10 protein-coding genes, 1 pseudogene and 1 riboswitch are annotated in these 12,288 nt (G+C 59.1%); of the genes and pseudogenes, 3 read left to right on the top strand and 8 right to left on the bottom strand.

All coding sequences use genetic code 11. The features are described 5' to 3' along the window. Window positions 1-5 precede the first annotated feature (5 nt). Complete coding sequence (locus tag ACTQYB_RS05870) at window positions 6-797, top strand: ATP-binding cassette domain-containing protein (protein ID WP_441482120.1); 792 nt, start codon at window positions 6-8, stop codon at window positions 795-797. 197 nt (window positions 798-994) lie between these two features. Here ACTQYB_RS05870 and ACTQYB_RS05865 read toward each other — a convergent pair whose 3' ends face one another. The 3 genes from ACTQYB_RS05865 to ACTQYB_RS05855 all read right to left on the bottom strand — a co-directional run bounded on the left by ACTQYB_RS05865 (window position 995) and on the right by ACTQYB_RS05855 (window position 5,013). Then, window positions 995-2,188, bottom strand: a complete 1,194-nt coding sequence (locus ACTQYB_RS05865; RefSeq protein WP_441482119.1) for a pyridoxal phosphate-dependent aminotransferase — start codon at window positions 2,186-2,188, stop codon at window positions 995-997. An 849-nt stretch (window positions 2,189-3,037) separates the two neighbouring features. Further along, window positions 3,038-3,826 (bottom strand): polyphosphate--glucose phosphotransferase, encoded by a 789-nt coding sequence (ppgK, locus tag ACTQYB_RS05860; RefSeq protein ID WP_033507295.1) that lies wholly within the window; start codon window positions 3,824-3,826, stop codon window positions 3,038-3,040. Between the two features lie 170 nt (window positions 3,827-3,996). After that, entirely contained in the window at window positions 3,997-5,013 is a 1,017-nt protein-coding gene (locus ACTQYB_RS05855; RefSeq protein WP_033507293.1) for a glycosyltransferase family 2 protein, read from the bottom strand. 88 nt (window positions 5,014-5,101) lie between these two features. Further along, window positions 5,102-5,258, top strand: a riboswitch (FMN riboswitch). Window positions 5,259-5,262: 4 nt separating this feature from the next. Here ACTQYB_RS05855 and ACTQYB_RS05850 point away from each other — a divergent pair. Together ACTQYB_RS05850 and ACTQYB_RS05845 are read left to right on the top strand one after the other, a co-directional pair. Next, window positions 5,263-5,982: an ECF transporter S component gene (locus ACTQYB_RS05850; RefSeq protein ID WP_441482118.1), complete on the top strand. Its 720-nt coding sequence runs from the start codon at window positions 5,263-5,265 to the stop codon at window positions 5,980-5,982. Window positions 5,983-6,133: 151 nt separating this feature from the next. After that, a complete protein-coding gene (locus tag ACTQYB_RS05845; protein ID WP_441482117.1) occupies window positions 6,134-8,872 on the top strand; it encodes an energy-coupling factor transporter ATPase in 2,739 nt (912 codons plus the stop codon). A 322-nt stretch (window positions 8,873-9,194) separates the two neighbouring features. On the opposite strand, the pseudogene ACTQYB_RS05840 reads toward ACTQYB_RS05845, so the two are convergent. The 5 genes and pseudogenes from ACTQYB_RS05840 to ACTQYB_RS05820 all read right to left on the bottom strand — a co-directional run. Beyond that, window positions 9,195-9,581: pseudogene (locus ACTQYB_RS05840) on the bottom strand (DUF4186 family protein); the annotation flags it as partial. A 59-nt stretch (window positions 9,582-9,640) separates the two neighbouring features. Then, window positions 9,641-9,889, bottom strand: coding sequence for a hypothetical protein (locus ACTQYB_RS05835; protein WP_033507291.1), 249 nt, complete (start codon window positions 9,887-9,889; stop codon window positions 9,641-9,643). Continuing rightward, a complete protein-coding gene (locus tag ACTQYB_RS05830) occupies window positions 9,886-10,098 on the bottom strand; it encodes a hypothetical protein (protein WP_441482116.1) in 213 nt (70 codons plus the stop codon). Before ACTQYB_RS05830 ends, ACTQYB_RS05835 begins: the two co-directional genes overlap by 4 nt. A 341-nt stretch (window positions 10,099-10,439) precedes the next feature. After that, window positions 10,440-11,159, bottom strand: coding sequence for a hypothetical protein (locus ACTQYB_RS05825; protein ID WP_441482115.1), 720 nt, complete (start codon window positions 11,157-11,159; stop codon window positions 10,440-10,442). A 36-nt stretch (window positions 11,160-11,195) separates the two neighbouring features. Next, the gene (locus ACTQYB_RS05820; RefSeq protein ID WP_441482114.1) at window positions 11,196-11,645 is read right to left on the bottom strand and encodes a hypothetical protein; all 450 of its coding nucleotides are present in this window, start codon (window positions 11,643-11,645) and stop codon (window positions 11,196-11,198) included. Window positions 11,646-12,288: the final 643 nt, after the last annotated feature.

Raw genomic sequence — 12,288 nt, 5'->3', positions numbered from 1 at the left:
CTGGTATGGGTATCTTCTCAGGATTGTTCTCGCGCAGGAATGACACGCCCCGCCCCGACCATGTGACGTTCACGTTGGCACAGGCCTCGTACACGTATGAGGATGGCAACACGGGCTTGCACGATACGACCCTGACCCTCGACACACGACGCACCGCGGTAATCGGTCTGAACGGCTCAGGCAAGACGACACTGCTGAAACTGCTCGATGGCTCGCTCGCCCCCACTTCAGGTTCGGTCACAATCTGCGCGGGCGAGCACACGCTGCACCCCGGCTCCCGCAAAGACCGCAAACGTGTCGAACAGCTAATCGGTTGTGTGCGACGGGAAGAGATTCCGAACAGCTTCTACTGCAGCGAAAACATCGCGAAGGCGCTTGACGCGCATATGCAGGCGCGACACATCGCGGATGCGGAGCGTCAGGCGCGTATCGGCTCGCTGTTGGCGCAGCTTGATTTGTCGGTGTGGCGGGACAGGCCGGCGGACGCGCTCGACAGTGAGCACCGTCATCTGCTGGCCATCGCGGCCGCGTTATGCCTTGATCCTGCGGTTCTGGTCGCCGACGAGCCGACGAAGGGACTTGACGAAATCGGAACCGCCCACGTGGCGCGCGCCCTGTTTGCGCTTGACCGTCAAGTGGTATTCGCCACGCACGACACGGATATGATCACCAGACCGGAATACGCGATTGACCGGGCATTGCTCTTGGACGGCGGACGTATTGTATTCGACGGGAGCCCCCAAGACGCGGTCACCGCCTATACTGATTTGATTCGCCGCATGCGCGATCGCGTGTAAGACTAAGCCCGCTCGCGTAAGTCTATGATTCGCACACGCGATGCCGTCTGCGCCGCTTGCGATGTTCGCGCAGTTTGATCCACTGTTCGCCTGATATCAGTGAACTTGGGTTCTTGCCACCCAAGTTCTTGGGATTTCCGTTCGCGGACGATAGCCTAACAATCGCTAACTTTTCGCTGAATGCTCGCCGGATTCGTCTATTCCTTGAGCATCGCCGCTACGGTATCCAGCATCGCGGCGATGTTGTGCTCGAAACGATCCGGCTGGGGTAGGAGCGAAACCGCGAGATACCCGTTGGAAGTCATGTCGAAGAAGTAGCCAGGCTGCCCGGTCAGCCGATGGTCGCGGATCATCCGCAGCACGACTTCGTTTTCGTCAAGCACCGAGGGGATTCGCACCAAAGCATTCCAGCCGCCTTCCATACGCAGCATCGATACCAGACCGTTGGGGTCATCGGCGAGCATACGACGCAAGGTTCCGGCGTTCGTCTGGACACGATCGCTAACCCGTGCGGTCTGTTGCGCCGCCTCGGCAAGGAACGAGGGAAGACGGTCTGCGATAATATCGCTCATGGGCAGATAGTCGTCGGCGATCACGTCAAGTCGTTTCAATGCTTCAGCGACATCAAGCTCGGGGCCGGACACCTCGATCCACCCGACTTTCGCGTGCGGGGCTGCAAGTGTTTTCGACAATCCGTCCAACGCGAAAGTCAGCACGCGTGGCTCCCCCGCCAAGCGTGCGTTGCCGGGGAACGGTTCGACCGGGAAATCATAGAACACCTCGTCGGCGATAATGGCGACACCATGCTCGGCACATAGCCTCACAATCGTCTCACGCTCTTCGGGCTTGACGTACGAACCGGTCGGGTTGTTCGGATTAATCAGCACCAACGCGCGGATTTTCGCGCCTTGCGGGCCGTTCAGCAGGGATTCCAGTTGCGCGGTATCGATGATCCATGACCCGTCGAAACGCTGTTGATACGTGATGACTTGGACGCATTCCAGCGCCGCAATCGATTCGATGAGCGGATATCCGGGCTTGGGGGCGAGCACGATGTCGCCGGCGTCGCACAGCAGTTTCATCAGCCACGAATACGCTTGTGAGGTTGAGCTGAGCAGATACAGACGATTCGGATCGACCGGCTGCGCGTCAGGCAACGTGGACTCGCGGCGGCGTCTATCAGCAAGGAAACCGGCCAGTTGTCGCCTGGCTTCGAATTGGCCGCGGGGTTGCGCAGCGTAGACGGTCGGCAAGGATTGCGGCGCGAGCGCGAACTTGGTCGGATTCGAATCGTTGAGTTTGTCAAGCGTGATGCCGTCCTCTTTGGCGGCTTGCTCCGCCCGGGCAATGGCATTCGGGGCGCTGATGTCTACTCGTGATGAAAATCGCACGCCACCATCCTAGCGCACACCCTCATCACGGCCATGGCCGGCAACGAGCGAGGATTCCCCGTGGAAGTCAGCGCCGCCAGACTTCCGCCTCGCAGAGATGCCCAAGCCAAACCGTCGTTTCCAAAGCCGCCCGCACCTCCACCATGTGAGCAAATCCTCACACAACACCGCCAAACCCCGCCACATCACCCCTCCCCAACCAACCAACCGGTCATCGTGCGAGCCAATCCTCACACAACCACGGCAAAGAGAACCAAAGGCATTGATTATCATCCCAACGGACGTTGCGACTACAAGACACGCTAGGGCATCAGAGAACTCCGTAATGTCGTCGGTATCAGGGGACGCAATCGGGTTTGTCATGTGGCCGGGTCCCCCAATCGCGAGTGTGCCAGAACATACGCTGTGCGACGGAAGCAAGCGCCCGGGGGCCCTGATATACCGATAACGCGTCGTTGTGTACGCCCGGGCATGCACAAGCCGGCAGACGCCAAGCGATCGTATCGTTCCTCTGCGCCTTCCGTATGGTTGCGTATGGCACCGCATACGTAACCAGATGGAACTCTCATTCACCACCATGGTGCCAATACGCCGCAACGACCAAACTCCATCAACTCCGCCAACCAACCGACCGCACCATGAACCAACCGACCGTAACGCCACCAACCAAACCAAACCGGCAAAACCAATCACCAACCCAAACCGACGAACCGCCCAAACCGCCTCCAAATACGCGTTGTGGCCCGCCCCGATTATCTCGGGACGGACCACAACCGATGCTTCAGCATCCTCCGACATCCCAACCGCATGCGTTCATCCGCTCCGGACCAGGATTCGCCGCAGAACCTGTTACTTGGCGGCTTCAGCAGCCTTAGCGGCCTTGACGCTGGCGTAGTAGGCGGCACCGATGATACCTGCCTCATTGCGCAGCTTCGCCGGAACCATCGGGGTCTTGATATCGATGTACGGCAGGAACTTCTCGCTCACACGGCTGACGCCACCGCCGACCACGAACAAATCGGGGTTGAAGTACTTCTCCATAAGGCCGTAGTACTTGGTCAGGCGCTTCGCCCACTTCTTGTAGCTCATGTCGAGCTTGTCGCGCACGGACGACGCCGCGTACTTCTCCGCGTCGCCCTTGCCGTTCTGCAGTTCGATATGGCCCAGCTCGGTATTCGGGATGAGCACACCGTCGTAAATCAACGCGGTGCCGATGCCGGTGCCAAGCGTGGTCGCGATAACCAGACCGTCCTGGCCCTTTGCCGCACCGAACTGCTGCTCGGCGATACCCGCCGCGTCAGCATCATTGACGACAACCACAGGACGGCCGCACGCCTTGGAGAACTCCTCGGTAACGTCCACGCCGATCCAGGACTGGTCGAGGTTCGCCATGAAATCAAGCGGCTTGCCGGGCTTGATCGGCGCCGGGAACGCGATACCGACCGGCGCGTCCTCAGGAACTTCAAAATGTTCGAGCTGCTGACGCACAATGTCTGCAACGGCCTGCGGAGTGGATTTCTCCGGGGTCAGAATCTTCAGACGCGGTTCAGCGAACTCACCCTTCTCCAAATTGACGGGAGCCGCCTTGATGCCGGAGCCGCCGATGTCAACGCCGAAAGCCTGTGCTGTCTCAATCATCTTTGACCTTCCTATGAGGTGATGGGGTGTATGAACCGGTACGGCGATTGTACCGCGCCCCCTGACCGAATGAGGCCGCGCCACGCCGAAAACCTGCAAACGCTTTCATCATTGTTCCCAAGTCTTCGGGCGACACGCGGCCAATCGAATTGCAAACGTGACTTCGCTCCTCACTTTAGCGCGGGCATCGGCCGCCAATCGGGATCATGCAGCAACTTGTGCGAATCCCACCAGCCGCGCGCGATAGCGGACAGCCCACTGCGCAGGTGCCCCTTATCCACGGCAACCAATCGGATGACCTCCTTGATTGCGGTGGCAGCCGTACCGAGCGCAAACAACGCAGGACGATAATCCCCGTACACCATGAAATACCGCGCCATATACCCGCGGTTGCGCATGATGTGGTACCGGTTCATATCGGATGTGGAGTTCAACTGCCGCAGCCCGGCGATATTCCAGTTGTCGATATCGCGCGTACGGCGAATGATGACGTCCTTGACTTCGATCGGATTGGTGACTTTGCTGGCAAGATAGCCGTACATCGTGTCATCCCAGTAGATGAAGAACCGCCCGTCTGGGAAGCCGATTTTCTCGACGATGTTGCGGCGGAACAGCCCGCCCTCGAAGCACATGGTGTTCATGAGCCGGTAGCCGCGCGGCCCGAACGCCGCCGGGGCGATCGGATCGGGGATGCCCAGCGGGACGATGAAATGGTACTGCCAGTAGAACGGACCGCCGTCATAATCGTTGCGGCTGCCCTGGATCACGTCGTGATGGAGGGTCCATGGAGCGAGCTTCTCAATGGCATCCGGCAGCACCGCCACGTCGTCGTCCATGACCCAGAACCATTCGGCGCCGAGCTCATACGCTTTGCGCACGCCGTTGCTGAAACCGCCGGAACCACCGATGTTGCCTTCTTGCGGGAAGTACACCACACGGTTCATGTTGCCTTCCGTGTCAGCGATGGTCTGCCCCCATTGGGCGGTGACCGCGGCGCTGAAATCTTCGACCATCGACTTGGTGGTCTCGCTGTGTTCGTTGTCCACGACGACAATACGCCACGGCGCGACGGTCAGCGCCTTGAGCGAATCGAACAGTGTCGCGAGCAGCTTCTGCCGCTTGTAGGTGACGATGACAATGGCCAGCTTGTCGATGACAGCTTTCTTGGCGTGCTGTGATTGTGTCATGGTCACCATTCTTGCACTTACCCTCGCCGAACGCCGAATATCGAGCATTGACTTGCGTTTGCTGCCGTCATACGGTATTTATGATTTCTGTAAGTTTCAGGGAAGGTGAAATTCCTTACTGGCGGTAACGACAAGCCGTCCGCATTGAGCGGCGGCGTTCCATGTCGAAGCCCGCGACCCGCGCAAGCGGCTGATCCGGTGGGAATCCGGGGCCAACGGTACAGTCCGGATGGAAGAAACGGAGCTCAGATGAGCATCTTTTCGCATACCCATATTCATGTACGCGCCATTGTCAAGAATGATGATCTGCCAGGAAGCGCCCAGCCTACTGATACCGCAGCTGATTCCCAGGCCACACCCGCAACCGCGCCAGCAGCCACACCCGTGGCCGACGCAGCCGTGTCACCGAAAGACGCCCATTCGACCGGCGTCGGCGATTCCGGCCGCTGGTCAACCCGCCGCATCGCCATGTACGCATGCTTCGTGGCGTTGTCCATGGCGTTGAGCTTCGTTGAATTCCCGCTGATTCCGGGTGTTCCGTGGCTCAAATACGATCCGTCGGGCATCGTCGCGCTGGTCGCGGGCTTCGCTTACGGTCCTGCGGCCGCGCTGATTGTCAGCATCCTCGGGTTCGTCCCGCATCTGTTCATCAGCCCGTGGGGTACGCTCATGGCCTGGCTGGTCGCGATCGGGTTGTCTGTGCCGGCAGCAGTGATCTACCGGCGTATGCACACCCGTCCCGGTGCGGTGCTCGGTCTGGTCGTCGGCGCGATTGTCGCACTCGCGCTTGCGATCCTCGGCAATCTGGTCATCACCCCGATGTACGCGCATATGACCGTCGCCCAGGTCGCCGCATTGATTGTACCGGCGCTGTTGCCGTTCAATCTTGCGAAGTACGCGATCAACTGCGTGGTCACGTTCCTGATTTACAAGCCGGTGTCTGAACTGCTCAACAAGTCGGCACGCTGACCAACACGCAGGTCTGGCCGTCCGGTGGCCATGAGCGTCGAACGGTCAGACATGCGTCTCGTTCCCGGAACCTTCGATTCCCACATCATCGATAAACTCCATTGACGCACCACCCCTGCTCCCACGAAAGATACGGATACTGCACATCATCATGAACATCTCCCGGTTTTCCTCCCCCGCCCCGGATTCGGTCGCGACATCGACACCGGCTTCGGCGCAGGTGGATGCAAACGCGAACGACAGGCAGGGCCTTGCCGCGAGCTTGCGCCGTGTTCGCTACCGGTATTCCGGTGCACACGACTGGGCGCTCGACGGGGTGGACCTCGATATCCACACCGGTGAATATGTGTGCATCGTGGGGGCCAACGGTTCGGGAAAATCAACGCTTGCCCGGCTTCTTGCAGGGCTTTCCGCCCCGGATTCGGGTGTGATCACGTTGGACGGGCATCCGGTATTCGATGCCGCGGGCGCGCATGCCGACCAGTACCGGCTCGCCCGACATGATATCGGCGCGGTGTTTCAAAATCCTGAGGATCAGATTGTCACGACCATCACCGGCGACGATGTGGCCTTCGGACCGGAGAATCTGGGGATGAGCCGCCCGCGCATCGGCGATCAGGTCGCGCATGCACTCAAAGCGGTCGGCATGATGGCGCGTATCGAAGATGATCCGACGACGATGAGCGGCGGCCAGCAGCAGCGCATCGCCATCGCCGGGATCATCGCGATGAATCCTGCGATGGTGGTGCTCGACGAGCCGACCGCAATGCTCGACCAGGATGCGCGTATCGGCGTGCTTGACATCCTTGACGCACTTCACCGGCGGGGGGCCACCATCGTGCATGTGACCCATCATGCGGATGAAGCGCATCGCGGTCAACGTGTCATCACCATGAGCGCAGGGCGGATCATCGACGATTCCACCGTTGCAACGCCATCCCCGGATGGTTATTCCAATTCATCAGAGCATCCCGCCAAGGATGATTTCCGTCATCTGCTGCAAACAAGCGGCATGCCGGTCACGTGGCTGCACCCTGGTTCAATCGACGGACGTACGCCGTTGCCGTCCGGCACGTCGCCTGCGCAGGGGACCATGTCCCTCGCCGCGGCGACACCCATGACCGCCGGTACCGATGCCGCCGGCAAGTCTGGCACTGGTTCACCCGATGCCGAGGAAATCCCTGCCGCACACCGCCCGGCACCCGCGATCAGCGTGGACCATGTGTCCTTCACCCCTCAGGGCGCAACCTTCCCCAGCGTGCATCGGTTGACTTTCTCCGTGCGTTCCGGCGAAACCGTGGCGCTCATGGGCACCAACGGAGCAGGGAAAACCACGCTGATCAGGCTGCTGGCCGCCTTGGAGTGCCCCGACAGCGGCAATATCACCATCGACGGCATCCCTATAGCCACAGATTACAGGCGCACTGGGAACGCAGACGAAAGGCGACCGACGCAACCGGCTGAACGATTGAAGTCCCGGCTGATGACTTGGCTGGTCAAGCCCAGGTCGGGGGTGCGCCCGTTGTCCCGCGCCCAACGAGTCCAGTTGAGACACCGGCTTGGACTGGTCATGCAACATCCGGAACGACAGTTGTTTGCACAGACGGTGGCCGAGGATGTCGCGTACGGCCCGCGCAATCTGGGGCTTTCCGAGCAGGAAGTCGCGCAACGTGTCGATGAAGCGCTGGAATTGCTGCATATTGGCGATATCCGCGACCGCTCGCCGTTCAGCCTGTCCGGTGGACAACAGCGGCTTGCAGCCATTGCGGGGGTTATCGCCTGTCATCCGGATGTGCTGCTGCTGGACGAGCCGACGGCCAGTCTGGATGAGACGGCGAGCGCACGAATCCGCGGTTTGCTCGCTGATCTGCACCGCCGCGGGGTTACGGTGCTGCTGGTCACCCACAGCATCGACGAGGCACGCGCTGTTGCCGACCGCGTGCTGGTGCTTGAGTCTCCGACAAACGCCCGGCAGAAGGTAACCCCGCAATCGGCAGACGGCCAGAAACCGACGGACACACTGCAATCGGCGGCATACACGGCGGTATCATCAGACGATATCCCCGCGATTCCATCTGCCAACACCACGGATAGCCAACCTTCCAAAGCCCGGCGAACCGGCACCGGACGTTCCGCAATCGACAAGCTTGACACCAGGGTGAAAGTGGTCGCGTTCCTGACGCTCATGTTTTCGGCGTTCGCCATCAGTTCACCATATCAACTGGCCGTCGGCGCCATCCTGACCGCCGGTATCGTCGCCGCCGCGCGAATCAGCCCACTTCAATTGCTAGCGCGCATCCACATGTTCCTGTTCCTATTTGTGTTCGCGGGTGCGCTGAACATCTTCTTCGTCCGCACAGGCACACCACTTGCCCATATCGGTCCCGTGCCTATCACTGATGACGGCGTGCACACGGCAATCATCTACGCCTGCCGCTTCGCTCTGGTGATTATTCTCGGCGCGGTGTATGTGGAGACGACAACGCCCACGGCCATGACCGACGCGTTTGAATCCCTCTTGTCCCCGCTCAAACGATGCGGCATCCATGTCCAGGAGATAGCGCTGGTACTGAGTCTGGCGTTGCGGTTCCTACCGACGTTGCGCGTGGAAATCATCTCCGTCGCCCAAGCGCAAGCGGCCCGCGGCGGCAGCATCGAAAGCGGTTCCCCGGCTCAGCGGTGCCGTGCGATGTGTGCGATCATCATGCCGGTGTTCGCCGCGTCGCTAAGGCATGCCGACAATCTGAGTCTTGCCTTGGATGCACGTTCCTATGAGGAAGGCATCCATCGGACTCATTGGCATGAGATGCGAATGCACGCCCGCGATGGCGTGTTCTGTGCGGCTTGTGCCGTCTATGTGGCTGCATTGGTTCTCGTCGCGTTGCTGTGACGTGCGCTGTCACGATGCCACGCTGCCGCGACCAGACCATCAAATAACCGTACTGCGTTCCTTTCGTTGCGCTTACGCCGTATCTTCCCTGCAGCCCTGCTGAAAGCCATCTGACATATTGCAATTATTACAGCAGCTTGCCTTGGACGAAGCCGGATGCACCGTCGGCGTGCCGATCACCCGGATGTCGTCCGCTCCTCCCCGAATGCCCCGCAGCGTTTCGGTGCCGACGCAGTTGCGGTGTTGCCCCACCTTGTTCTACGCCGGCATCCTTGGGGTTCTCGGGCGGTGCCGCCCATCCGTCACGCTCCCCTGTCGCCGCTGGGTGCGCGGCAAGATCGCGGTCAATCCAGGCCATAATCAATCCTGCCAGTTGGTTGATCTCCTGAGCACTCAGTTCTCTGCCCCGCGGAATATGGTGCCATTTCTCGATGCATCCACGACAGCAGCATGCGGTGGCGTGTTGGGCGGTGAACACAGGATGGCCGCGCCAAGGCGTTTGCCTCCCGTCTTTCGCAGGCTGGGCAGCGCCAACCCGTTGAGCGAGCATCTCATGCGCATGCCGGTCAATGAGTTCACGCCCTTTGCGCCTCGCATATTCAGCGTCGTGCGGACTCAACGTGAATGATGACCGGAATGACGAACGGGAAAGCCGTTCCAACGTTTCGGCAATCCAATGGGCGGCTTGCCGAGCGTCGTTTCCGTCGATGCGATCGCCGGATTCGGTCGGCTGCCTTGCACCCGCAGGCAGATTGTCACTCACTGCGATCACGCTTCGTTATGCGTCTCGTGCGTGGGCGCGGCTGTGGACCGGTCGAACATCTCGACCCGCTCATGCAAGTCATCTGCGATGCGATACCAATGCTGGACCGTATTCTCCAGAAAGAAGTAATACCTGATATACCCAATGAGCAGTCCCAGCATTGCCAGGTAGATGATGGTTGACACAGGAATCGTGGAGGGGACGAGCACCATGAAGGCGAGCGCGACCAAGAACACGGCGATGGTGATCATCATGACCCCAAATGGATGAGCCGCTCATGCTGCAGCCATGCGAGCTTGCGCTCATGCCAATCCAACAGTCGACGGGGATCTTCACCTTGATTGAGGCGCGTGGCGACGCTCTTTTCATGCCGTTTCGTCCATTCGCGCAGATTCAAGCCGTATTTGTCCCGAGTGTCCTCCACGCGTCCCGTGGCTTGTTTTCTCGATTGATCGCCATCCATCGGCATGCCTCCCTCGCAACGACGCATGCTTTCATCGTACTCGTCCGCGCTGTGGATACGACAGTGCTGCGCGGCAACCGGCGCAATTGCAGAAACAGTACGCAGAAACAATATATGGAAACCGGACGGTACTTAGAATGCACAATCGATATGTAGGATTGAAGATGCATGATCTCATAGATATGCACGGTTGAAAAACTGCACTGGATTGTGGACGCACGGAATGGTTAACCGCGTGGGAATCGCATGGTAGATGGCAACGCATCACGGAGGAGACAGGAGAAGACGCAGTCCGCTTCCAGTCTGCGTGGTGAGCAGCAGACGATTCATCACTGATGCCGTCAGTCGACCACGCACGTTCCGGCGTGCGCTGAAGCCGCCGCCTGGTCGGTCTGCGCATTCATCGCATATTCCGGGAAACTTGCACCGATGCTGTTCAAGGTGTCGCGGTTCGTCCCCAGATACATTACCGCGTAGGAATTCGTCATGCCCTCGTTCTCGACATGAAGCGGCGGAACGGATGTCTCGCAACGGGAATACACCAGATAACGGGCGATTTCATGGCGAAGCTCGTCAAGATACTGCGTCGAGCGAACGACGTACGGGTACGCCTCATGGCCGGTGTTGACGAAGTTGGTATCGGCTTTCCCTTCGCGAAATGCCGCAAATGCGTACCGATCCGCTTGCGTTGAAGGACAGTAGTTGCCCATGCTCTGGAAATCGTAGTCGGCATACGGACCGACGATTGACAGCATTTGTTCACCCGACTGTAGGTAGGTGCCGTTCTGCCCTGTCTGTCCTCGGAAAGACGCGATCTGCTGTTCGATACTGTCCAATTGTTGAGGCGATGGCGCGTGATGGCTGTCATCTTGGGTAAGGACGATCTCGAAATAGGAGCCGGTCGCCGTGGTATGTGTCTGGATTGAGATGTTGTACGACTTGTGAATCTTAAAATCGTATTCAAGCTGATGCCAGTCGGCGAGCTTCGCCGTGTAGTATGCCGTGGCATCGTTGCGGTTCATGGAGCGTCTCGCATCACCGTAGGACGTTGCTTCCAGCATATGATCTAAGGCCTTGAGCCATGAATCAATCGCTGATTAGGCGTTCGGAAGCGCTTTGACATATTCATTGATCTGGGCTGCCGGCATGGCATGGTGCTTGTCATGCATGGCTTTGATTTCGTTGATGTATTGACGGTATTGGTCGCATGAACCATACCGGTAGCCGATGATTCCGGTCGAATCCGATGAATCTGAAGACGCTGAGTCAGTCGGCTGCTGTTGGTTTTGCGTAGAACCGCTGGATGACGGCCGAGACGATGGCGAGCCTTGTGTATAGGTGACAGTCCTATCGCGGGATTGAGCTGAAGAAAGCTTTTTGACACCGGCGTTGACGAGTCCGCCGAGTATCAGGCATATCACCACAATAACCGTGCAGATGTTATCAAGAACAGAACCATTAGTCCAAGGCAGAAGGGAAACAGATGACCGGTCAGATGTGGAGCGATGGGATACGTGACGGCTACGAAACCCGCCCATGTTGCTCATATTCGGTGCGAAACCATGAGGCGAATCATCACCTGGTTATCATCATAAAAGTTCATTAATCCCCACCCGCGTCAGTGTTCATTGCAAATACTTACGATTGCATATGGGATACCATCATACAACTCAAAGCAGATATTCAGCCGTCCCCCAGAGTGAATTTAATTTTGTCCCCACCGACCTAGGGATTCCTATCAGCAGTAGTCTGCTCGACAGGCTTATTCATTGGGCATCGCAAGTTGATCGGTGCTCCCACACGCCGGTTTTGCAAGTACCCAGCGCAAGGGGCATTGCCGCATACATCTCCCAAACTGGTTGTGTTGATGGGTTGTCTGGGGTGGCCGGTTTGTTTTGTGGTGTGGGCCCGTCGCATGTGCGGTGCCGCACTTGCCTGTTCACAGACGGGTTCTGTGGGTAGTCCGGAGTAACTTGTTATCGTGGGGTAGGGTCGGGCGTGTGTGTCGTGGCGTCATTGCCGGCGTGGGGTCCGTGGCCTGTTCCGGCGGCCGCCGTGCCGGGTCCGCCGTGTGTGTCTGGGGTATGTGGAAAAGGGAGGGGGCACGCTGGTGGTGTCCCCTCCCTGTGAGGTTTGGGTGCGGCGGCGTGCTACTCTCCCACACCCTTCCGGGTGCAGTACCATCGCCGT

Source organism: Bifidobacterium sp. LCP19S3_E9 (genome assembly GCF_052121135.1).
In the GTDB taxonomy this organism is placed as follows: Bacteria; Actinomycetota; Actinomycetes; order Actinomycetales; family Bifidobacteriaceae; genus Bifidobacterium; species Bifidobacterium thermacidophilum.
Note: the sequence above shows the minus strand (reverse complement) of the source record. Positions and strands in the feature narration are given on the sequence as shown.

Excerpts from the sequence above, each read along its gene's own strand:
- ACTQYB_RS05845 (WP_441482117.1), top strand. The coding sequence starts at position 6,134 with ATGAACATCTCCCGGTTTTCCTCCCCCGCCCCGGATTCGGTCGCGACA.
- ACTQYB_RS05825 (WP_441482115.1), bottom strand. The coding sequence starts at position 11,159 with ATGCTGGAAGCAACGTCCTACGGTGATGCGAGACGCTCCATGAACCGC.
- ACTQYB_RS05835 (WP_033507291.1), bottom strand. The coding sequence starts at position 9,889 with ATGATGATCACCATCGCCGTGTTCTTGGTCGCGCTCGCCTTCATGGTG.
- ppgK (WP_033507295.1), bottom strand. The coding sequence starts at position 3,826 with ATGATTGAGACAGCACAGGCTTTCGGCGTTGACATCGGCGGCTCCGGC.
- ACTQYB_RS05820 (WP_441482114.1), bottom strand. The coding sequence starts at position 11,645 with ATGAGCAACATGGGCGGGTTTCGTAGCCGTCACGTATCCCATCGCTCC.
- ACTQYB_RS05830 (WP_441482116.1), bottom strand. The coding sequence starts at position 10,098 with ATGGATGGCGATCAATCGAGAAAACAAGCCACGGGACGCGTGGAGGAC.
- ACTQYB_RS05850 (WP_441482118.1), top strand. The coding sequence starts at position 5,263 with ATGAGCATCTTTTCGCATACCCATATTCATGTACGCGCCATTGTCAAG.
- ACTQYB_RS05855 (WP_033507293.1), bottom strand. The coding sequence starts at position 5,013 with ATGACACAATCACAGCACGCCAAGAAAGCTGTCATCGACAAGCTGGCC.
- ACTQYB_RS05870 (WP_441482120.1), top strand. The coding sequence starts at position 6 with ATGGGTATCTTCTCAGGATTGTTCTCGCGCAGGAATGACACGCCCCGC.